A 22,520-nucleotide genomic window follows, 5' to 3' on the forward strand; every position below is an offset into this window, starting at 1 on the left:
GAGCGGGTTCTTTGGGGTCCCAAAAAAGAGGAAGAAACTCATCGATGATGTTGTTTCTTCGGTCGCACGCAAGATATTGATTAATTGATAAATTATCAGTAAAAAGCAAAGCCGGATATCGGTGTATTTACTTTTGGCATTGTGTATTTCGTAAGGAAAAATTCCGGATATATGTGCCATGCTTGCCGTGCAAGGCAGATTTGCTTTTGCCCTCTGGCGAAATACATTTCGAAGTGCTATCTCACCCTCGCAACAAACCCTATGGAGCTTATCATGTTTTCGCAGCGCAAGCTGTCGAGCCCGTCTGATCGCGGTTTTGTCCAGATGATCTGGAACGCGATCCTTCTCGTTCAGACCCGTGAAACGACCTCGCTTATGACAGGTCGTAACCGCTAGGCAGAGACCGCGGCCGGGCCAGCTATTGCGGCCGGGAATGTTATCGAGGCTTTCAGCCCTTTCCCCCCCGGCCCTTCTCCCAGCGCAAGATGTCCGCCGAACAATCCGGCGATTTCTTCGACGATCGGAAGTCCCAACCCCATCCCCGGTGCTTGCCCGCGTCCGCCGCGGGCAAAACGCTGACGCACGACCTGCCGGTTTTCCGGTGGGATGCCCGGGCCGTTGTCTTCTACGTCGAGCCGGACACCGTCTGTCACTATTTCGACCCGAACCGTGACTTCCGCTCCCTTTCCGGCATAGGCGATGGCGTTTTCGATGAGATTACGCAGCAGCTCGCCGATCAGCAGCGGTTCCGCCCGGATCAATGCCTTGCCGCCGCCCTCGAAGCCGAGATCGATGTCGGCCTCACCGGCGCCAGGCACGCGGTCGCCGGTGATCTCCTGCGCCAGCGCGACCAAATCGATGATCTCAAGCGGCTGCGGCTCCTTCGAGCCGGCGGCATCGATCTTAGCCATCAACAGCAGTTGCGCCAGAATGCGCTCGGCATGGGCGACGGCCTCATCCCCCTTGCGGGCGGCGGCCTGCGCCTCCTCCAATGTCGTGGCTCGGGCCGACAGCGCCAACTGCGTGCGGATGATCGCCAGTGGCGTACGCAGCTGATGGCTGGCATTGCCGGAGAAATGGCGCAGCGCATCGAGTGCAGATTGCAGCCGCACCATGAAGGAATTGACTGTTTCGACCAGCCCCTCGACTTCGCTCGGCACCGACTGGTCGATCGGGTGCAGATCATCGGGGCTGCGCTCGGCAATGGCGTCACCCAGCCGGTAAAGCGGCCGCAGCGAGAACGTGACCGCGATCCAGACGATAACGGCCGCGCCCAGGATCATCATCAACAGCCGGAAGGCCGACCGCAACAGGATCGCCTGCGTCAACTGCCGCCGGGCAATGGTGGTTTCCGCGACGGTGACGACGAAGGGAACGGAATTGATGCCTGTAGAGGCCGATCGCTCAAGAGCCGCGACCCGGATCGGCTCACCGCGGAACTGCGCATCGGCATAGACGGCCGACTGGCCATTGAGAGCGGCAACGGAGGGCAGGTTCTGGTAGCCGGTGATGAACTGGCCGGGCGGTCCATCGACCCGGTAGAAGACGCGGTCCTGCGCGGCCGAGGTCAGCATTTCCAGCGCTACATAGGGGATATCGACCTCAAGCGACCCGTCTTCGGCGACCACGACCCTTTCGGCAATCGCCAGCGCCGACCCGGCCAGCACCCGGTCTGATACGATATTCGCCGTCTTCACCGCCTCGCGATAGGTGTCGATCAGGGCAAGCGCTCCGATGACGACGGTCGAGATCAACAGCCAGGCGAGCAACCCCCGGCGCAGCGAATAGGCGCGCCGCGCCATCAGGCGTCCGCCATCTTGTCGAGATAGTAGCCGATGCCGCGCGCGGTGCGCACCGTCAGTCCATGCGGCGCCAGGCGCTTGCGCAACCGGCTGACATATTGCTCGATGGCATTGGCGCTCAGATCATCGTCGAAAGCCGTCAGCGACTGGATGATTGCTTCCTTGGCGACCACTTTGCCCGCACGCATGAACAGGATTTCCAGAAGGCCGAGTTCCCTTGCCGGGATATCGACGGTGATGCCATCGGCCGAAAAGGTGCGCGAATTGAGATCGAGCGAAATCTTGCCGTAGCTGACAAGCGAGGAGCGCAGCCCGGCCTGACGCCGCAGGAGGACACGGACGCGGGCTTCGAACTCGCTGATGTCGAAGGGCTTGATCATGTAGTCGTCGGCGCCAAGATCGAGGCCTTTGATCTTCTCTTCCTGGGTCCCGCGCGCCGTCAGGATCAGTACCGCAGCTTTGTTCTGCCGCGCGCGCATCGAGCGCAGGACGTCGAGCCCGTCCATCTCCGGCAGGTTGAGATCAAGAATGACGAGGTCGAAGGTTTCCGTGGCGGTGACTGCATTGGCGGAGGTGCCATCGTGAACGACGTCAACCGCGTAGCCGCTGCCACGCAGAATCGCGACAAGTCCTTCCGAAAGCGCCGTATTGTCCTCGACCAGTAGTATTCGCAAATCCGCTGTCTCCTTGAAGCTACTGTATCGGGCGTGCTGACGCTTGTGAACGGGCCGAGGCTGCGGCAATATCGTTTTATGCGTTTCCTTCCCCTTCTCTGTCTTTTCTGTGCATTTTCAACTCCGGCAGCCGCGCAGGTCACGCTGTTTCCGGCGCGTTCGGGCGATGCGGAAGCGCCGACCGTCATCGTCTATTCCTCACTCGACGAGCCCCTGGCGCGGCCGATGATCATTGGTTTCCAGATCGCCAATCCGGATGTGGCCGTGCGCTACGAGGACATGCTGACCGGCGAAATCTATGACCGGATTGTCAAGGAGACCGATGCTGGCGAAAAGACCGCGGATTTCGCCTTTTCCTCGGCGATGGACCTGCAGGTGAAGCTCAGCAATGACGGCTACGCCCAGCGCAGCGACATGCCGATGAGCGGCCGCTGGCCGGCCTGGGCCAATTGGCGCAATACTGCCTATGCGCTGACCTTCGAGCCGGCGGTTTTCGTCTATCACAAGCCGAGTTTTACCAAGGAAAAGCCGCCTTCGACGCGGGCGGAGTTTGTCGATTATCTCCAGCGTCAGGGCAGTGCGGTGTTCGGCAAGATCGGTACATACGATATCGAGCGATCCGGTGTCGGATTCCTGTTCATGGCGCGTGATCAGGAACAGTTTGGCGATATCTGGTCGGTGATCCAGGCGATGGGGGCGGCCGGCGTCAAGCTCTACTCCACCAGTTCGGCCATCCTCGAGCGGGTCTCCGATGGCCGCTTCGTGCTCGGTTACAATATTCTCGGTTCCTATGCCGCCGATTGGGCGTCGCGTCATCCGGACGTCGGTATCGTGCTGCCGCGCGATTATACCGTCGTCATGTCGCGCATCGGGCTGGTGCCGCAGGCGGCGGCAACGCCGGATCTCGGCCGCCGCTATCTGGAGTTCTTCATGTCAAAGGAAGGTCAGACGATCATGGCGCGTGAATTGCAGATCCCTGCGGTCAGCCCTGACGTCGCTGGCGCCAATACCGCCAACACCATGCGCGAGATGCTCGGTGGACAGCTGAAGCCCGTTCCGGTCAGCCCCGGCCTGATGGTTTATCTCGATCAGGTGAAGCGGGCGCGGCTGATTGCCCGCTGGAACGAAGTTTTACGGCTCCAGTAGACGAAAACTAAAAATTAAGGGACATTAACAGGGCAAGGCTCCGCCCGATGTCAGGTAAATGTCAGCTTCATATGGTGCCTTGCAGTTCTTCATTATCCGTGGAGGCGGATGATCGAGGCGTATGGGAGGAATTTCACCAGACCCGGCGTAACGGCGAGCCTAAAAGGCCGCTGCAGCTGATTCGACCGTGAGCCATCCCCGTCCGCAAAGATGAACAATATGCGCGCCATACTGAACGAGCGCGCCTGACGGAGGACTACCCTTTGAAACAGTTTTTTCTGGCATCCATTCTTGCCGGCGCTCTCGCGCTCCCGGCTGTTGCTGCTGACTACACGATCATCGCTCCGGCCAACCCGGGCGGCGGCTGGGACCAGACGGCCCGCTCGATCCAGTCGGTCATGCAGGCCGAAGGCATTTCCGGCAATGTTCAGGTGCAGAACGTACCGGGCGCCGGTGGCACGATCGGCCTCGCACAGTTCGCCAGCCAGTCGGCCGGCAATGCCAATGCCCTGATCGTCGGCGGTTACGTCATGGTCGGCGCCATTCTCACCAACAAGTCGCCGGTATCGCTCAACGACGTTACCCCGATCGCACGCCTGACCGGCGAATATGAAGCCATCGTCGTTCCGGCCGATTCGCCGTTGAAGTCGATGGGTGATCTCGTCGAAGCGCTGAAGAAGGATCCGGGCGCTGTGTCCTGGGGTGGCGGTTCGGCCGGCGGTACGGACCATATCGCTGTTGGCCTGATCGCCAAGGCCGCTGGCGTTGACCCGACCAAGATCAACTACATCGCGTTTTCCGGCGGCGGCGAAGCCCTCGCAGCTATCCTCGGCAGCCAGGTAACAGCCGGCATTTCCGGTTATGGCGAATTCGAATCGCAGATCAAGGCCGGCACGCTGCGCCTGCTCGCCATGTCGAGCGCCGAGCGCATCCCTGGCATCGATGCCCCGACCATCAAGGAAGGTGGCCTCGACGTCGTGGTTCAGAACTGGCGCATGGTTGCTGCTGCTCCTGGCCTGACCGATGAGCAGAAGGCGGCTGTTTCGGCTGATGTCGAAAAGCTTGCCAAGTCGGCTGGCTGGCAGGAAACCTTGAAGACCAAGGGCTGGACGGATACCTACCTTGCTGGCGACGCCTTCAAGGAACAGTTGGCCAAGGACGTTTCGGCAACCGAAACCATCCTCAAGGACATTGGTCTGGTTAAATGAGCAAGGGCAACACCCCTTCGACGCAGACACGCCGCCCTGACAGGGCGGCGCTTGTCATCGCCGTCTTCCTGGCCGCTCTCGCCGGCCTGATCTTCTGGGATACGTCGCGGCTTGCGCAGATCACCAGTTATTCCGGCATCGGTCCGGCAACCATTCCATTCGTGATCGCCAGCGTGCTTCTGCTGTTGGCCGCGTGGACCGTATTCGAGGCGCTGCGCGGAGATTTTCCGGCACGGGAGCGTCAGGAATTCGGCCCGGTAATCTGGATCATCGGCGGTCTCGCTGCGCAGATGCTGACGTTGAAGCCGCTGGGGTTTTCCATCGCCACCGGTCTTCTGTTTGCTGCGACCGCGGCTGGATTCGGAAAGCGAAAGCTCTGGTTCACGATCCCGATCGGCATCGTGCTCTGTCTTGGCGTCTGGCTGGTCTTTGCCGGGTTGCTGCAGCTTTCGTTGCCTGCCGGTCCGCTTGAACACCTGTTTTGGTAAGGCCCTGACATGACCACATTCGATTTCCTGCTGCAGGGCATGCTCGTCGCCGCCCAGCCGATGAACCTTCTCTATGCGTTGATTGGCGTGACGCTTGGCACCGCTGTCGGCGTCTTGCCGGGCATTGGTCCGGCGCTGACCGTGGCGCTGCTTCTGCCGGTCACCTACCGTCTGGACCCGGGTGGCTCGCTGATCATGTTCGCCGGTATCTATTATGGCGGCATGTATGGCGGCTCGACGACCTCCATCCTTCTCAATACGCCCGGTGAAAGCGCTTCGATCGTTACAGCGCTTGAGGGCAACAAGATGGCCCGCAAGGGGCGCGGCGGACCGGCGCTGGCAACGGCCGCCATCGGCTCGTTCGTCGCCGGCTTGATCGCGACGCTCGGGCTTGCCTTCATCGCGCCGTTCGTCGTCAAGCTGGCGCTGGTTTTTGGCCCGCGCGAATATTTTGCCCTGATGGTTCTCGCCTTTGTTACCGTGTCTTCCGCGTTCGGGGATTCGACACTGCGCGGCCTGACTTCGCTGTTTATCGGCTTTGCGCTTGCCATCATCGGCATCGATCAGCTGACCGGTCAGGCCCGCATGAGCTTCGGCGTTCCCGATCTTTTGGACGGGATCGAAGTGACGACGCTCGCCGTCGCCATGTTTGCCATCGGTGAATCGCTCTATATCGCCGCACAGGGCGAGCAGGGGCCGGACAAGGTCGAGGCGGTCAAAGGATCTGTCTGGATGACCGCCCAGGACTGGGCGCGTTCGTGGAAGGCTTGGCTGCGTGGCACGGCGATCGGTTTCCCGATCGGCGCAATGCCGGCCGGTGGTGCCGAAATCGGCACATTCCTTTCGTATGCGACTGAAAAACGGTTGTCCAAACATCCCGAAGAGTTCGGCCACGGTGCCATCGAAGGTGTTGCGGGGCCGGAAGCGGCCAACAATGCCTCGGCTGCCGGTACGCTGGTGCCTCTGTTGACACTCGGCTTGCCGACCACGGCGACCGCGGCGATCATGTTGGCCGGCTTCCAGCAGTACGGCCTGCAGCCTGGCCCGCTGTTGTTTGCGACCAATCCTCAGCTCGTCTGGGGCCTGATCGCATCACTCCTGATCGCCAACTTCATGCTTTTGGTGCTCAACCTGCCGCTGGTTGGCCTCTGGGTGAAGCTTCTGACGATCCCCAAGCCATGGCTCTATGCCGGTATCCTGTTGTTTGCGACGCTCGGTACCATCGGCGCCAATCCGTCGGTCTTCGAGCTCGGCATGCTCCTGGCATTCGGTGTTCTCGGCTACGCCATGCGCATCTTCGGCTACCCGATTGCGCCTGTGGTCGTCGGCCTGATCCTCGGACCATTGGCCGAACAGCAACTCCGCCGCGCGCTGGCGATCAGCCAGGGCGATGTGACGGTGCTGTTCACTTCGCCGGTTGCGGCTGTGCTGCTGGTGATTGCCGCCGCGGCGCTGATCGTGCCGCTGATCCTGCGCGCGCGCGGCCGTGGCCAGGTGCTTTCGCAGCTTGCCGCCAACGAAGACTGACGGTTCCTCCCAAGATCGTCACAGCAAGGGCCCGGTTGACTGATGTTAACCGGGCCCTTGCTATTTGCATGGCTGGGATGAATTCCTGTGCATTGTAAACGGAGGTTGCAGACCGCATATTCATCTCGTCGAACAAGACACAACAACAACTTAGGAAAGTGAGTTAAAGAGATGAGTGCCCGTCAATCTGCCCGAGGCTTTTTCGGTAATGCCATCGCCATCTTTGGTGCGGCCACGGCCGCTGCCGCAGCAGTCGAAGGCAACCGCCGTCCACGCGACCGCGACCTCTATACGCTCGGTATCAATCCGGCGAACTTCAATTCCGTCAAGCGCGGCTAATTCAGTCATCATATGAAGTCCGCGAAGCCCACCAGTCACTGGTGGGCTTTTTGCGTTTTGGAGCAGTTTTCACGTCCGTGAACAGGATTGAGCGAACGGTGCAACATGGGCATCGGTGGTGTAAGGCCCACTAGGTCGAAGGAGGGTTCTCGTATGCTGTTCTTTGGCCGACTTGTTGCAGTCACTCCAGAAAATGCGATATGAAGCTTCTAGGAGCTGACGAAACGCACGTGATGCTGCCCGCTTGGAAATTCATCATGACCAACGCGGCGATGCGTGCCAGCAAGAACGGACATTTCGTTTTATTGAGGCTGGACCGATCCCGCATCCGGTTCAAACAAAGGCCAAATGACCAGACCAGCATGTGCTGAACGTGTCATCCTGCATCGTTAAGGGGCATTCATGTCATCGAAAATCGTACCGGTCATCATGGCCGGTGGCAGAGGAACAAGGCTTTGGCCCTTGTCCCGGTCTGCAGCGCCAAAACAGTTTCTGCAATTTCTCGGTGATCACTCGCTGTTTCAAAAGACCCTGAAGCGGGTTGCCGATACCGACTGGTACGAGCAGCCGGTTATCGTCACCAACTCCGAGTTCCGCTTCATCGTTGCAGAACAGGCGATGACGGTCGATGTGCCGCTTTCGAGCATTCTGCTTGAGCCCGTTGCGCGCAACACCGCGCCCGCGCTGGCCGCCGCCGCCTTCGTGATCCAGCGTGACTATGGCGACGACGCCGTGATGCAGGTTTTGGCTTCCGACCACGAGATCGATGCATCGACCCATTACTTCGACTGTATTTTCTCAGCCAACGAAACCGCGAAATCGGGAAAGCTCGTAACGTTCGGTATCAAGCCGACAGAGCCTGCGACGGGTTACGGTTATATCGAGATCGGAGCCGACCTCGATACCGGCGCCAGGACAGTGGCACGGTTCGTCGAGAAGCCGGATCAGGCGCGCGCCGAAGAATTGCTGGCCAGTGGACGGTATCTCTGGAACTCCGGCATGTTCATGCTGCCTGTCGCCCTGTTTCTGTCGGAAATGGCTGCTTTCGCGCCGGACGCCCATGCGGCCGCGCAGAAAGCCGTGTTGAACTCCGTCAGCGATCTGGATTTCGTTCGCCTGGAGACCGAGAGCTTTTCGCAGGCGCCGGATATCTCGGTCGATTATGCCGTGTTCGAAAAGACGGCGCATGCAGCCGTCGTCCCATCCGCCTTCAGCTGGTCGGACCTCGGTAGCTGGGATTCTGTCTGGGCGATCGGCGATAAAGACGAATTCGGCAACGTGGTCGGCCAGAAGGCCACCGTCTCCAACACGCGCAATTCGCTTGTCCTGTCGCGTGATATCCACATTGCCGTCAATGGTCTCGATGATATGGCCGTCATTGCCAGCGAGGACGCCGTCTATGTCGGGCATCTGGCGGACAGCCAGAATGTCGGCCAGATCGTCAAGCTGCTCGCCAAGACGCCGAAGACGCGGGGCCTGACACAGGTTCATCCGACGTCCTACAAGCCCTGGGGTGCGGTTGCCTCTGTGCTCAGTGGTGAGCGGTTTGAGGTCAAACGGCTGCATGTCGCGCCCGGCCGCAAAATCTCCCTGCAAAAACATCACCATCGGTCCGAGCACTGGATCGTCGTATGCGGCACGGCGGAAATCACAATCGGCGACCAGACCCGGCTGCTGCACGAGAACGAGTCGATCTATATCCCGCAGGGTGAAGTGCATCGTTTGAGCAATCCGGGGAAAATTCCGCTGGAATTGATCGAGGTACAGACGGGCTCCTACCTCAAGGACGATGATATCGTGCGTCTCGATGATGAGTTTGGCCGGGCCTGAAAAGGTCCGGCGCCCCCGCGCCATCAGCCGCCGCCATTTTTGTTGAGAACGAATCGGTTCACGGCACCGAATCTATCCGGCGAGCTTCAAAGTCGCCGGGTTGGCCGAATACCACCCTTAGTTTAATGCTGGTAAGGCATCCAGGCGGGTTTCACCATCCGCTGCGCTCACTCCGCCACGATGAGCTGGATATTTTCATTTTCTGTAGTGTAGAGACGCCTGGACATAAAAATGCCGCCCGTTTGTGACGGACGGCAATCGTTTTTATGCGGAGTGTTCTTGTTATTCAGTGCGCGCCGCTCAGTTGTTCGCGGCGGTTGTGCAAGATCGATGACCAGAGCGAGATGCCGATCAGCGCTGCACCGCCGAGACCGGTGATGACTTCCGGGATATGGAAGAGCGTCTGGACATACATGATCACCGACAGGATCAGGATCGCGTAGAACGCGCCGTGTTCCAGGTAGCGGTATTCGGCAAGCGTTCCCTTTTCCACCAGCATGATGGTCATCGAGCGCACATACATGGCGCCGATGCCAAGGCCGATGGCGATGACGAAGAGGTTCTGCGTCAAGGCAAACGCGCCGATAACACCATCGAAGGAGAAGCTGGCATCGAGAACTTCGAGGTAGATGAAGGCGCCGAGGCCGCCCTTTGCCGCTGCGTTCATGGTCTGCTGCGATGCATCGAGCAGGCCGCCGACAACCTCGACTGCGAGGAAGGTCAGAAGGCCATAGATGGCGCAGTAGACGAACGTAGTTGCCTCTTCGCCTTCAAGCAGCGACGAGAAGATCAGGATTACGGCCAGAACGAAGGCGATTTCAACGCCCTTGATCGAGGCGAACCGGGAGAGGTTGCGCTCAAGAACGCCGATCCAGTGCACATCCTTCTCATGGTCGAAGAAGAACTTCAGACCGACCATCATCAGGAAGGTACCGCCGAAGGCGGCGATCGGCAGATGCGCCTCGTTCATGATGCGGGCGTACTCTTCCGGACGCGCAGCGGCCAAAACCAGCGCATCAATCGGTCCAATCTTGGCCGCGATGACGACGATGAGCAACGGGAAGACGATACGCATACCGAAAACGGCGATCAGGATACCCCAGGTCAGGAACCGCTGTTGCCAGACCGGCGTCATTTCCTTGAGCTTGTTGGCGTTGACGATGGCGTTGTCGAAGGAGAGCGAGATTTCCAGCACGGCCAGAACCGTACAAATGAAGAAGACCGTGGCCATGCCGCCGATCGTTCCCGTGGTCGTCCACCCCAGCCAGGCACCGAGCGCAAGGCCGGCGGCGGTGACGATGAAGGACCATTTGAAATAGCCGAGCGTCGAAGTCTGGGAAGCGGTCGTCATGGCCGTACCTCCGCCCCGGAGAAGCCGGACATTGAATAGCTGGAAAAATCCCGCATGCCCAAAACGGCATGCGAAGAACGCATGATATGGAGTGTCATTTGCTTACAATCCGCCGGCTTATTTGCGGGGTAATACCGACATCACGAGAACGCCGTAAATTCTCGCCAGAGGGGCCCGGTATCAGGTTTGCTCAGCAGGCGTGTTGTAAATGCCCTGCACTGCTGGAGTCGCACGTTAAATAGCGATCCTTTTGCCAAGGTCAAGGGACCCGTGCGCAAAGTGCCGCACCTTTTACCGTAAGTTTGATATGCGTCCTCTGTGTGCGTGCATCCCGGCCAATAATCTCGACCGGCGCGTCTAGCCCGGACAACTGATTGATCTCACGCAACACGAGCGCATGGGCAATGCCGAACAGTTTTGAGAAGCTGCGGCTGTCATCCGCAATGCCTTGGAACACCGCGGCGACGATCCCTGCCATAATCGGCGAAAGTGCCGGATCCTGCGTCCGGAGCGCGTCGGCATATGCGAGAAATTGCGCCTCGGATACAACTTCCTGCATCAGGCCGCGTCTTTGGCCGCAGCCGTGGGGCGGAAGGATACCAGGACCGATTTCGACGTCGGTGTATCGCTCTCGTCTCCGGCGCTCGACAATGGCACGAGCACGTTGAGTTCTGGATAATAACCGGCAACGCAACCGCGCGGGATATCATAGGGGACCAGCCGGAAATCCTTGGCGATGCGCACCACGCCGTCGTCATGCCGGCCGATGACATCGACCCGGTCACCAGCCTCGGCACCGAGTTCAGCCAGGTCGGCGGGGTTGACGAAAACGACGCTGCGTTCGCCATAGACGCCGCGATAACGGTCATCCATGCCATAGATCGTCGTGTTGTACTGATCATGCGAGCGGAATGTCTGCAGAACGAAGGCGCCGTCTTGGTCGCGGGCAATCTGATGCTCGATGGCTTTGGGAAGCGAGCCAGTCCAGAAGGTGGCGCGGCCTGCCGGTGTTTCCCATTCACGGTTTGACGCTGCATTGCGCAGGTGAAAACCGCGCGGTTTGCGGACGCGTTCATTGTAATTTTCAAAGCCGGGAATCACATTGGCGATATGATCGCGGATCAGGTCGTAGTCATCCGCAAGAGCCGCCCAATCAACCTTGGCCGAGCCGACGGTGGCGGCCGCAATGCCGGCAATGATGGCGACTTCGGAGCGCAGTTCAGGCGAGGCCGGTTTGTTGATGCCGCCGGAGCCATGCACCATGCTCATCGAATCCTCGACGGTAACGATCTGGCTGACGCCCTTCGAGTTCCGGTCGATCTCGGTGCGGCCAAGGCATGGCAGGATGAAGCTGACCTCGCCGGGCATTAGATGCGAATGATTGAGCTTGGTGGCGATGTTGACGGTCAGTTTCTGGCGCGCCAGCGCCTTGGCGATGATCGGGCTGTCCGGCGTCGCGCGGGCAAAATTGCCGCCGAGACCGATAAAGGCCTGGGCTGAGCCGTCCAGCATGGCGCCGATGGCGGCAAGCACGTTATGGCCTTCCTTGCGCGGCGCCTTGAAATCGAATTCTTTTTCCAGCGTATCGAGAAACGCGGCCGTCGCCTTCTCGTTGATGCCGACGGTGCGGTCACCCTGCACGTTGGAATGGCCGCGGACCGGGCAGAGACCGGCGCCCGGCTTGCCGATATTGCCGCGCAGCATCATGAAATTGGCGATCTCCCGGATGGTGATGACCGAATGCCGGTGCTGCGTCACGCCCATCGCCCAGGTGCAGATCACCCGCTCCGCACCAAGATAGGTGTCCGCCGCACGCCCGATCTCCAGACGGGTCAGGCCGGACTGATCCTCGATTTCAGCCCAGCCGGTCGCATCGACCGCAGAGCGGTAAGCAGCGAAATCGGCAGTGTGCAGTTCCAGAAAGGCATGGTCGAGAACCGAAGGCTCACCGGCCGCTAGCGCTGCATCGTCAGCCGCAAAAACCGCCTTGGCCATGCCGCGCACTGCCGCCATGTCGCCGCCCAGACGCGGCTGGAAATAGTCGCTGGCAATTTCGGTTGAACCGCCGCGCAGCATTTCCAGCTTGTCCTGCGGATCGGCAAAGCGCTCCAGGCCGCGCTCGCGGACCGGATTGAAAACCGCGATCCTTGCGCCCCGCTGGGCCGCACGGCGCAGGTCACCCAGCATGCGCGGATGGTTGGTGCCGGGGTTCTGGCCGATGACGAAGATGGCGTCGGCCCTTTCGAAATCCTCCAACAGCACCGTACCCTTGCCGACGCCCACCGCCTGTTTCATGGCGATGCCGCTGGCCTCATGGCACATGTTGGAGCAATCCGGGAAATTGTTGGTGCCATAGAGCCGCACGAACAGCTGGTAGAGGAAGGCGGCTTCGTTGGAGGCGCGGCCGGATGTGTAGAATTCGGCGCGGTCGGGGGTGTCGAAGCTGTTGAGGATGGCACCGATCTCGGCAAAGGCGGTATCCCAGCTGACGCGGACATAGGTGTCGGTCGCGCGGTCGTAGCGCATCGGGTGGGTGAGCCGGCCCTGCTGCTCCAGCTCATAGTCGCTCCATGACTGGAGGGTCGTCACGGTGTGGGCAGCAAAGAAATCGGGTGGCGTCCGTTTGTCGGTGGCTTCCCATGCCACGGCCTTGACGCCATTTTCGCAGAATTCAAACGAGGAGCCATGGGCCGGATCGCCCCAGGCGCAGCCGGGGCAGTCAATGCCATCGGGTTGGTTTGCCTTGAGCAGGGTTCTCGCACCCGAAATCGGCGAGCCGCTTTCCAGAAGCCGTTTGCCGCAGCTCTTCAAGGCTCCCCAGCCGCCTGCTGCCTTGGAAGGTTTGCCGAGAAAAACAGTCTTGCCCATAACGCGGAGATCCCTGGCCGTTACCGATAGAAGAAACGATGGTGAAAACTCACCTTTCGGAGGCTGTTTATGGAATTTCACTGCTTCTTCAAGGGCTCACATCGCATGTAATGATAGAAGTTTTCTATCAATGGCGTGCCAGGATTTAAATCTGGGAGGCGTCGCGTCCATTCGCCATTCCAAATGTTGATGGACCTATGCCTTTTCGCGACTGGATCGTTTGGTTGGAATGTGCGACTGGCACGCATCTTTGCCGGAACCGATGCCATGACAGCCCAAACAGTCCCGCTTGCCCATTCCCCAAACGCCGCCCGCACCGGCGTGTTGATCATGCTGCTTGGCATGTTGATGTTTTCGCTCAACGACGTGATGGGCAAGTGGCTGGTTTCGACCTATTCGGTTCCCCAGTTGATGACGATCCGCAGCATAGCGGCGCTGATCGTGCTGACGCCATTTTTCATCAAGCGTGGTTGGCGCAGCCTGGTCCAGGTCGACCGGCCATGGCTGCATGCGCTGCGCTCGCTGTTGTTCGCAATCGACGCGTCTGCCTTCTATTTCGCCGTTGCCTACATGCCTCTGGCTGATGCGATGACCTATTGGCTGGCAGCACCGATCTATGTCGCGGCCGCTTCGCCGTTCCTTCTGGGCGAGAAAGTCGGCTGGCGGCGGTGGACGGCGATCCTGATCGGCTTTGCCGGGGTGATCGTTGCGCTGGAGCCGTCGTCCAAGAGTTTCTCGCTGCCGGCGCTGATTGCGCTGGTCGGTAGCGCTGCGTTTGCCTTCGCTCTGCTGCTCGGACGAACCCTGCGATCGACGCCGGATACGACATTGATCTTCTGGCAGTTGAGCGGTGCGCTGATCTTCTCTCTGGTTGGCGTCGGTGCCAATACGGCCGGTTGGGCGCCGCTGGACCTGGAAGCGGTGGCCTGTCTCAGCCTTTTGGGTATCGTCGCCATGCTGGCGCATATTCTCGTCAGCCGCTCGTTGAAGCTCGCAGACGCAGCGACCGTCGTGCCACTGCAATATACGCTTCTGTTCTGGGCGGTGGTGTTCGGCTGGCTATTCTTCGGCGATACGCCGCGTTGGACCGTTGCCCTCGGCGCAGCGCTGATCGTCGCATCCGGCCTGTTCATCTTCTTCCGCGAACAGCAGCTGAAACACCGGGGCAAGGCCAAGGAATAGCGTTTTACGGACGTTGGACGCCGGTTGCCGTTACATAGATCGCGTAGACCGATTGCGTCGCGGTGATGAACAGCCGATTACGGCGCGGGCCGCCGAAGGTGAGGTTCGAGACGCCCTGGGGGATACGGATTTTGCCGAGCAGCGTGCCGTCCGAAGCAAAGCAATGCACCGCATGGCCACCGCTGGTCCAGAGATTGCCGTTGGTATCGAGACGAAAGCCGTCCGGGCGGCCTTCGTCGAGATGGCAGAAGACCGCGGAATTGGTCAACCGCGTACCTTCCACATCATAGACCCGGATATGGGCCGGTGCCGTATCGTCCGGATTGGTGCCGCTGTCGGCAACGTAGAGCTTGGTTTCGCCCGGCGAGAAGGCAAGGCCGTTCGGCTGGAGGAAATCGCTGGCGGCGGCGGTCAGCGCGCCGGTCACCGGGTCAAGCCGGTAGATGCCGCGTTTGTCCTGTTCCGGCGCTGATTTGTAGCCCTCATAATCAGACAGGATGCCGTAGGTCGGATCGCTGAACCAGATGCTGTTGTCCGAGCGCACCACGACGTCATTGGGCGAATTCAGCCGCTTGCCCTCGAAACTGTCGGCAAGCACGGTGATCGAGCCATCCGGTTCAGTGCGGGTCACGCGGCGGGTGCCGTGTTCACAGGAAATCAGCCGTCCCTGGCGGTCACGGGTATGGCCATTGGCGAAATTCGAGGGATAGCGATAGACCGAGACGCCGCCATCGGGCACCCAGCGCAGCATGCGCTGGTTGGGAATATCGCTCCACAACAGCTGCTGCGCGTCGTCAAACCAGACCGGCCCTTCGGCCCAGCGGCAGCCGGAATGCAGCTCTTCAAGCACGGCGCTGCCAACGATCAGCGAGCGGAAACGAGGATCGTGGATTTCGTAGAGCGATGGGCTGGGCATGGTCCGTTCCCGTGTTCCTGATGGCGCCGTTTCTCATCCACCCGCAACGATAAGGATCGTTTCGGGAGGCTCCCTAGGTGTGAGCGTAGGATGTTGGGATCGAAACCACAAGAACGCATGGCGAAGGCTGCAAGAGCCCGGCCGATTAGGGCCGGGCCTTGCTGGATGTCACGCCGTGAAGGCTGCGTTCATCAGGGTCTGGGTGTAGTTTTCACGCGGCGCCTCGAAGATCGCGTCGGTATCGCCTTCCTCGACGATCTTGCCGTTCTTCATCACCACCACGTAGTCCGACATCGCCTTGATCACGGACAGGTCATGGCTGATGAAGATATAGGAGAGCCCATGCGTCTTCTGCAGGTCGCGCAGGAGATCGATGACCTGGCCTTGCACCGAGCGGTCAAGCGCCGAGGTCGGTTCATCCAGGATGACGACCTTCGGCTTCAGGATAATGGCGCGGGCGATGGCGATACGCTGCCGCTGGCCGCCGGAGAATTCATGCGGATAACGGTTGCGGGCCGCCGGATCCAGACGAACTTCCTTCAGCGCCTCAATGGCCCGCTTGTCGCGCTCGGCACGGCTGAGCTGTGGCTCGTGGACATAGAGCCCTTCGGTGATGATTTCTCCCACCGTTTGGCGTGGCGACAGGGAGCCGTACGGATCCTGAAAGACCAATTGCAATTGCCGGCGCAGCGGCCGCATGGCCGAGCGGCCGAAATCGGAGATATTGGTCGCTCCAAACTGATAGCGGCCTGAGCTCGGTATCAGCCGCAGGAGTGCGCGGCCAAGCGTCGATTTGCCGGAACCGGATTCACCGACGATGCCGATGGTCTGGCCTTCCTTCAGCCGGATATTGACGCCATCGACCGCGCGGAAAACGCCTGCCTTCTTGCCGAACAGACCGCCACCGGTGGCATAATCGACCGAGACATTCCTGCCTTCGAGCATGACCGGTGCGGTTTCGGCCGGTGACGCCTTGCGGCCATGCGGCTCAGCGGCGAGCAGCATCTTGGTATAGTCGGCCTGCGGCCGCTCGAAGATATCGGCTGTCGTTCCCGTCTCGACCACTTCGCCGCGGCGCATGACCGCGACGCGGCTGGCGAAATGCTTGACGATGCCGAGGTCATGGGTGATCAGCACCACGGCCATGCCGAACTTGGCCTGCAGCGAATTGAGGAGGTCGAGGATCTGCGCCTGGATGGTGACATCGAGCGCGGTCGTCGGTTCGTCGGCGATCAGGATGTCGGGATCGTTGGCAAGCGCCATGGCGATCATGACGCGCTGACGCTGGCCGCCGGACATTTCATGCGGGTAGCTGTCGATGCGTCGCTTTGGATCGGGAATGCCGACCAGCTCCAGCAATTCGAGCACGCGGGCTCGGGCTTGGCTGAATGTGCCACCGCGATGCTGGACGATCGGTTCGGCGATCTGCCTTCCGATCGTGTAAAGCGGATCGAGCGAGGTCATCGGCTCCTGGAAGATCATGGTGATCTTGGCGCCACGCACCTTGTTCAGCGCCTTCAGCGGCAGCCCGACCAGTTCCTGGCCGCGATACTTGGCCGAGCCGGCAACCCGGCCGTTTCCGGCCAGCAGACCCATGATGCCCATCATCGTCTGGCTTTTGCCGGAGCCGGATTCTCCGACGACAGCCAGCGTTTCCCCGGCCTTGATGTCGAGATCGATGCCCTTGACCGCCTGCACGTCGCCGTCGGGCGTTGTGAAGGTGACCTTGAGGTCGCGGACGGCGAGAATTGTTTCCCGTGAATCATTCATGTCAACGGTCCTTCGGGTCGAGCGCATCGCGCAGGCCGTCGCCGGCGAAATTGAGCGAGAACAGGGTGAGAACGAAGAAGATCGCCGGGAAGATCAGCAGCCACGGTGCCGACTGGATATTGTTGGCACCTTCCGCAATCAGCGCGCCCCAGCTCGTCAGCGGCGCCTGAACGCCGAGGCCGAGGAAGGAGAGGAAGCTTTCAAGCAGGATGACCTTCGGCACGACGACAGTCACGAAAACCACCACGGGACCGATCGTGTTCGGGATGATGTGACGGCGGATGATCTGCCAGTCCGTCAAGCCGAGCGCTTGCGCCGCCCCGATGAATTCGCGCCGCTTCAGGGCCAATGTCTGACCGCGCACGATGCGGGCCATGTCCAGCCATTCCACCGCGCCGATGACGAGGAAGATCAGGATGAACGAGCGTCCGAAGAACACGACGAGCACGACGACGAGGAAGACGAAGGGCAGCGAATAGAGGATTTCGACGAACCGCATCATGACGTTATCGACGCGGCCACCGATATAGCCGGAGGTGGCGCCGTAGAGCACGCCGATGCTGAGCGAAACGAGGCTGGCAAGCAGGCCAACGGCGATCGAGATCTGGCCGCCGAGCATGACGCGCGCCATCAGGTCACGGCCGTTCGAATCCGTGCCGAAGAAGAAGTATTCGCGGGCGACCTGACCGGTCAATTTCAGGGTCTTTCCGTCATCTTCCGTTGCGACGACCTGCGTGCCCTCAAACTCGTTGGCACGGTCGAAGTAGCGCGTTGTGCGCGGATCGATCGGCTTGTCGGAGGTGACGATTGCCGTGAAGGTCTGGCCTTCGACGGCAAATTCCTTCAGGTCGACGCGGGCGCGGCCCGCAACGCCTTCCATGACATCCTGCAGGCTCGACGCATCCGGCCGGGGTTCCAAGCTTGGCGCCACCGAGACATAGGACGGAAACACCTGATCATAGGTATGGCTGATGAAATAGGGGCCGAGGAACGAGAAGAGCGCGATCAGCGCCAGCACGACGCAGCCGGCCATGGCGGCGCGGTTGCGGCGGAAACGCATGGCGGCAAGTTGGAACAGGCTTCGGCTGGCTGTTTCCGGCGGTAGTTCCGTGGTGACGATATCAGTCATGGCGAACCCTCGGATCGAGAAGGCCGTAGAGAATGTCGACCAGCAGATTGAAAACGATGACGAAGATGGCGATCAGCACGACGGTGCCCATCACCAGCGTGTAATCGCGATTGATGGCGCCCAGCACGAAATAGCGGCCAACACCGGGAATGGTGAAAATCGTCTCGACCACGGCCGAGCCGGTAAGGAGTGCCGCAGCCGCAGGCGCCAGATAGGAAACGACCGGCAACATGGCAGCGCGCATCGCATGGGTGATGACGACGGTGCGGGCGGGCAGGCCATAGGCGCGGGCGGTGCGGATATGGTCGGTGTGCAGCGCTTCGATCATCGAGCCGCGCGTCAGGCGCGCAAACACCGCCAGCAGCGGCAAAGCAAGGGCAATCATCGGCAGGATCAGGAAGCGCAGCGAGCCATCGCCCCAGCTTCCGGCCGGGAGCCAGGAGAGCGTGATGGCGAAGACAAGTGTGAGAACGGGGCCGACGACAAAGTTCGGGACTGTCACGCCAACGGTCGAGACCGACATGATCAGGAAGTCGAGGGCGCTATTTTGCCGGAGAGCCGCAATCGTGCCAGCCAGAACGCCGCCAAAAAGTGCGAGCAAGAGTGCATAAAAGCCAAGTTCCATCGAATAGGGCAAGCCCTTGCCGATCAGCTCGGCGACCGTGTTGTCCTTGTAGACATAGCTCGGTCCGAAATCGCCTCTGACGGCATTACCGATGTAGGAAACATACTGGCTCCAGAGCGGCTGATCGAGATGGTACGTGGCCATCAGGTTCGCCATCGTCTGTGGCGGCAGCGGGCGCTCGAGATTGAAAGGACCGCCCGGCGCGAACCGCATCAGGAAGAAGGAAATCGTGACGACGATGAATAGCGTCGGCACGGCGCTCGCAAGGCGGCGCAGAACAAAGGAGATCATGGTCTTACTCCATGACGCGCGGCGGCATCAGCCGCCGCGCGTCAAAATCCGTTATTCGGAAACGCTCAGGAAGCGGCTCAGATGCTGGTTTGCAGCATTGTCCTGCCAGCCCTTCACCCTGCTGGACACCAGCCAGAGGTCTGCCTGGGTCAGGAACGGCGCGACCGGCTGTTCCTTCATGAGGATGGCTTCAGCTTCATGAAGCGTTTTGGAGCGGGCCGCCGGATCGGTTTCCTCGTAGGACTTCTTCATCAGCGCGTCGAACTCAGGGTTCTCGAAATGGCTGTAGTTGAAGGTCTTGTTTGAGGAGGCGCTGAGCGCCAGGAAGTTTTCGGCGTCGGCATAGTCGGCAACCCAGCCAGCGCGGGCAACGTTGAACTTGCCGCCTTCCTGCAGATAGGCGTAGTGCGAGGAAACGTCGAGATTGACCAGCGACACCTTGGCGCCGAACGTGTTCTTCCACATGTCGGCGACAGCGGTTGCGACGCGTTCATGGTTCGGGTTGGTGTTGTAGCGGATTTCGATCTCGAGCGGCTTGCCGCCTTCGCCGTAGCCGGCTTCCTTCATCAGCTTGAGCGCTTCGTCTTCGCGGTCGAGCTGCGATTTGTCTGCAAAATCGGCCTTGGACGGATCACCGTAGCTTGCCATGCCCGGAGGCACCATCGAGTAGGACGGCAGCTGCGAGCCCGAATAAATTTCCTTGGCCAGGAAGTCACGGTCGACGGCCATGGACAGCGCGCGGCGGACGCGAACGTCGTCATAGGGCGCCTGGCGGGTGTCGAAGTTGTAGTAGTAGGTGGCGAGCGTCGGCGAAACGTGGACCTGATCGCCGTGAGCAGCGCGCAGGCGGTCCAGCTGGTCGGCCGAGAAGTTGTAGGCCAGATCCATTTCCTTGGCCTCAAACCGGCGTACGGAGGCTGCCTGGTCGTCGATCGGGTAGAAGATGACCTTGTCGATCTTGACGTTTGCCGCATCCCAGTAGGAGGCGTTCTTTTCAGTCGTCAGGCTGTCGTTCGGGGTATGGGCGACGAGCTTGTAGGCGCCGTTGGAGACCATCACGCCCGGCTTGACGAAATCGGCGCCGTTCTTTTCGACGCTGGCCTTGGAGACCGGCAGGGCGGTCTGGTGGGCGAGAAGCTCAAGGAAGAAGGGGGTCGGACGTTCAAGGGTGATTTCCAGCGTCTTGTCGTCGATGGCCTTCACGCCGAGCTGATCGACGGGCACTTCACCCTTGTTGATCTTCTGGGCATTCTTGATCGGGAAAAGGATGTTGGCATAGCCGGCTGCGGTCTTCGGATCTTCAACGCGCTGCAAGGAGAAGACGAAGTCGCCAGCGGTAACCGGGGAGCCGTCGGACCAGTTGGCATTGGCGCGCAGCTTGAAGGTGTAAACGAGACCATCGTCCGACAGATCCCAGGTTTCGGCAGCGCCGGGAACGATCTTGCCGGCAGCGTCATAGATCGTCAGGCCTTCGTAAAGGTCCTTCAGGATGAACTCTTCGATGTTGATCGAGGTGTGTGCCTGGTCGAGCGTTTGCGGCTCGCCGGCATTGCCCCGGTGCAGAACGGTTTCAGCGAGCGCGGGGCTCGCGCCAATGAGAATCGATCCAAGCAGCATCGCTGTACGGAGGTTGATTTTTGCAAAAGTCATTTTGTTCTCCTTCCCCTCTTTTTAGGTTGTGAAGCGGCGAGAGAATGCCAAATCTATTCCAAAGGCAAGGCTCTTTGTGTCGCGCCTAACGCCGCCATGTCGCTGACGGACAGATATTTATAGCGCCTCGGTTGCATTTCAATCGCGCCATTTTCCGGGAGGTTTGCGCTATCTGAACCGATGTTCCGGGAGGTTGCCGGTCATCAATGCGCAAGTTCGAGTATTATTTTTGGCAGTTTACGTAATATGTATTCGCGATCTGCTGTTCCGTCGAAATGAACTTGCATCCGTCCTTCTCGCAGCGGCGCGAAGTCCGCGAATGTGCGCGCTGGAACGTAACGGGTACATATATCGGGCGATCAACTTATAATTGTGTTCGCCGGTTTGTCAAAAAAATTCAGGATAATCTACGTGCAGCACTCGACCTGTAACGTTTCCGTAGGCCAGGCGGCACCATTTCCGCCGCGGCGGTGGTTGCCAAACCCGGATCATCAATTATGGTGCAGGCAAATCCGCTCTCAACATTCGCCAGGAGGCCTGGTCGCGATACCAGTTGGCTTTTGTAGGGAATACTTCTGCTCAAGCGGAGAATAAGGTGCGCGCGTCATGATCAGAAATGATGGCGCAGAGACAACGGGAGACTTCTGACTATGGCATTGATCACCTTGCGGCAGCTTTTGGACCACGCCGCCGAACACAATTACGCGCTGCCAGCGTTCAACGTGAACAATCTGGAATATATCCAGGCTGTCATGCGCGCCGCCGATGCCACGGATTCTCCGGTCATCCTGCAGGCAAGCCGCGGCGCCCGCGCCTATGCTGGCGACGCCTTCCTGCGTCATCTGATCCTAGGGGCCACGGAAGAATACCCGCATATTCCGGTCTGCCTGCATCTCGACCATGGCGACCAGCCCTCGACCTGCATCTCGGCAATCACCAACGGCTTTACGTCGGTGATGATGGACGGTTCGCTGCTCGCCGACGGCAAGTCGATCGCTTCCTATGAATACAATGTCGGCGTCACGGCTGAAGTCGTGAAGATCGCCCATGCTGCCGGCGTATCGGTTGAAGGTGAACTTGGCTGTCTCGGTAACCTGGAAACGGGCGCCGGCGAAAAGGAAGACGGCCATGGCTTCGAAGGCAAGCTGTCGCGCGAGGAACTGCTGACCGATCCGGAGCAGGCTTTCGACTTCGTCGAAAAGACCGGCGTCGATGCGCTGGCCGTCGCGATCGGCACCAGCCACGGCGCCTACAAGTTTACCCGCGCGCCGGACGGCGAAATCCTGTCGATCGACACCATCGCCAAAATCCACAAGCGCCTGCCGAACACCCATATGGTCATGCATGGTTCGTCCACCGTTCCGCAGGACCTGCAGGACCTGTTCAACGAATTCGGCGGCAAGATGAAGCAGACCTGGGGCGTGCCGCTCGCCGAAATCCAGAAGGCCATTCCGCTCGGCGTCCGCAAGGTCAATATCGATACGGACCTGCGCCTCGCCTTCACCGGCGAAATCCGCAAGCATCATCTGCAGAACCCGGACAATTTCGATCCGCGCAACTACCTGAAGCCGGCGACGGCCCGCATGGTCGAAGTCTGCAAGGAGCGCTTCATTGCCTTCAATGCCGCAGGCCAGGCTTCGAAAATCCGCGTCAAGCGTCTGCCCGATATGGCAAAGGCCTATTCAAAGGCCAGCTGAGAATGCATTGTGGCGGGAACCTTTCCC

19 protein-coding genes are annotated in these 22,520 nt (G+C 60.1%); 9 read left to right on the top strand and 10 right to left on the bottom strand.

The genetic code is table 11. The annotated features are described in order from the left end of the window. Positions 1–273 precede the first annotated feature (273 nt). On the top strand, positions 274–396 hold the full coding sequence (locus ASC96_RS34240) for a hypothetical protein (protein WP_274534236.1): 123 nt from the start codon (positions 274–276) through the stop codon (positions 394–396). On the opposite strand, the gene ASC96_RS08505 is transcribed toward ASC96_RS34240, so the two are convergent. Continuing rightward, positions 393–1,802 carry a sensor histidine kinase gene (locus ASC96_RS08505; RefSeq protein ID WP_060502589.1) on the bottom strand — a complete coding sequence of 470 codons (1,410 nt, stop codon included), beginning with the start codon at positions 1,800–1,802 and terminating at the stop codon, positions 393–395. The two genes, ASC96_RS34240 and ASC96_RS08505, sit on opposite strands and share 4 nt — an antisense overlap. Continuing rightward, complete coding sequence (locus ASC96_RS08510) at positions 1,802–2,476, bottom strand: response regulator transcription factor (protein ID WP_060502590.1); 675 nt, start codon at positions 2,474–2,476, stop codon at positions 1,802–1,804. Before ASC96_RS08510 ends, ASC96_RS08505 begins: the two co-directional genes overlap by 1 nt. Before the next feature lie 78 nt (positions 2,477–2,554). On the opposite strand from ASC96_RS08510, the gene ASC96_RS08515 reads away from it, so the two are divergent. The 6 genes from ASC96_RS08515 to ASC96_RS08535 all read left to right on the top strand — a co-directional run bounded on the left by ASC96_RS08515 (position 2,555) and on the right by ASC96_RS08535 (position 9,014). Beyond that, on the top strand, positions 2,555–3,622 hold the full coding sequence (locus ASC96_RS08515; RefSeq protein ID WP_060502591.1) for an ABC transporter substrate-binding protein: 1,068 nt from the start codon (positions 2,555–2,557) through the stop codon (positions 3,620–3,622). 263 nt (positions 3,623–3,885) lie between these two features. Further along, positions 3,886–4,830, top strand: a complete 945-nt coding sequence (locus ASC96_RS08520; RefSeq protein ID WP_060502592.1) for a tripartite tricarboxylate transporter substrate binding protein — start codon at positions 3,886–3,888, stop codon at positions 4,828–4,830. Then, positions 4,827–5,318, top strand: a complete 492-nt coding sequence (locus tag ASC96_RS08525) for a tripartite tricarboxylate transporter TctB family protein (RefSeq protein ID WP_060502593.1) — start codon at positions 4,827–4,829, stop codon at positions 5,316–5,318. Before ASC96_RS08520 ends, ASC96_RS08525 begins: the two co-directional genes overlap by 4 nt. Before the next feature lie 9 nt (positions 5,319–5,327). Next, positions 5,328–6,845: a tripartite tricarboxylate transporter permease gene (locus ASC96_RS08530; protein WP_060502594.1), complete on the top strand. Its 1,518-nt coding sequence runs from the start codon at positions 5,328–5,330 to the stop codon at positions 6,843–6,845. A gap of 171 nt (positions 6,846–7,016) precedes the next feature. Continuing rightward, entirely contained in the window at positions 7,017–7,184 is a 168-nt protein-coding gene (locus ASC96_RS33300) for a hypothetical protein (RefSeq protein ID WP_164491975.1), read from the top strand. A gap of 402 nt (positions 7,185–7,586) precedes the next feature. After that, a complete protein-coding gene (locus tag ASC96_RS08535; RefSeq protein WP_060502595.1) occupies positions 7,587–9,014 on the top strand; it encodes a mannose-1-phosphate guanylyltransferase/mannose-6-phosphate isomerase in 1,428 nt (475 codons plus the stop codon). A 286-nt stretch (positions 9,015–9,300) separates the two neighbouring features. On the opposite strand, the gene ASC96_RS08540 is transcribed toward ASC96_RS08535, so the two are convergent. The 3 genes from ASC96_RS08540 to ASC96_RS08550 all read right to left on the bottom strand — a co-directional run bounded on the left by ASC96_RS08540 (position 9,301) and on the right by ASC96_RS08550 (position 13,233). Next, a complete protein-coding gene (locus tag ASC96_RS08540; protein WP_060502596.1) occupies positions 9,301–10,365 on the bottom strand; it encodes a DUF475 domain-containing protein in 1,065 nt (354 codons plus the stop codon). A gap of 259 nt (positions 10,366–10,624) precedes the next feature. Further along, positions 10,625–10,924 (bottom strand): hypothetical protein, encoded by a 300-nt coding sequence (locus ASC96_RS08545; RefSeq protein WP_112834616.1) that lies wholly within the window; start codon positions 10,922–10,924, stop codon positions 10,625–10,627. Continuing rightward, entirely contained in the window at positions 10,924–13,233 is a 2,310-nt protein-coding gene (locus ASC96_RS08550) for an FdhF/YdeP family oxidoreductase (RefSeq protein WP_060502597.1), read from the bottom strand. Before ASC96_RS08550 ends, ASC96_RS08545 begins: the two co-directional genes overlap by 1 nt. Positions 13,234–13,500: 267 nt before the next feature. Here ASC96_RS08550 and ASC96_RS08555 point away from each other — a divergent pair, with 267 nt between their 5' ends. Then, entirely contained in the window at positions 13,501–14,415 is a 915-nt protein-coding gene (locus ASC96_RS08555) for a DMT family transporter (RefSeq protein ID WP_060502851.1), read from the top strand. Positions 14,416–14,419: 4 nt separating this feature from the next. Here the strand turns inward: ASC96_RS08555 and ASC96_RS08560 are convergent, their stop codons facing one another. From ASC96_RS08560 to ASC96_RS08580, 5 genes are all read right to left on the bottom strand, one after another. After that, positions 14,420–15,331, bottom strand: coding sequence for an SMP-30/gluconolactonase/LRE family protein (locus ASC96_RS08560; RefSeq protein ID WP_060502598.1), 912 nt, complete (start codon positions 15,329–15,331; stop codon positions 14,420–14,422). Positions 15,332–15,499: 168 nt separating this feature from the next. After that, complete coding sequence (locus ASC96_RS08565; protein ID WP_060502599.1) at positions 15,500–17,101, bottom strand: ABC transporter ATP-binding protein; 1,602 nt, start codon at positions 17,099–17,101, stop codon at positions 15,500–15,502. Position 17,102: 1 nt separating this feature from the next. Beyond that, the gene (locus ASC96_RS08570; protein ID WP_060502600.1) at positions 17,103–18,230 is read right to left on the bottom strand and encodes an ABC transporter permease subunit; all 1,128 of its coding nucleotides are present in this window, start codon (positions 18,228–18,230) and stop codon (positions 17,103–17,105) included. Further along, positions 18,223–19,146 (bottom strand): oligopeptide ABC transporter permease OppB, encoded by a 924-nt coding sequence (gene oppB / locus ASC96_RS08575; protein WP_060502601.1) that lies wholly within the window; start codon positions 19,144–19,146, stop codon positions 18,223–18,225. Before oppB ends, ASC96_RS08570 begins: the two co-directional genes overlap by 8 nt. A gap of 51 nt (positions 19,147–19,197) precedes the next feature. Next, positions 19,198–20,796: a peptide ABC transporter substrate-binding protein gene (locus ASC96_RS08580; protein ID WP_060502602.1), complete on the bottom strand. Its 1,599-nt coding sequence runs from the start codon at positions 20,794–20,796 to the stop codon at positions 19,198–19,200. Positions 20,797–21,446: 650 nt separating this feature from the next. On the opposite strand from ASC96_RS08580, the gene fba reads away from it, so the two are divergent. Further along, positions 21,447–22,493, top strand: coding sequence for a class II fructose-bisphosphate aldolase (gene fba / locus ASC96_RS08585; RefSeq protein ID WP_060502603.1), 1,047 nt, complete (start codon positions 21,447–21,449; stop codon positions 22,491–22,493). Positions 22,494–22,520 lie beyond the last annotated feature (27 nt).

This window comes from Rhizobium sp. Root1204, assembly GCF_001424965.1.
Lineage (GTDB): Bacteria > Pseudomonadota > Alphaproteobacteria > Rhizobiales > Rhizobiaceae > Pararhizobium.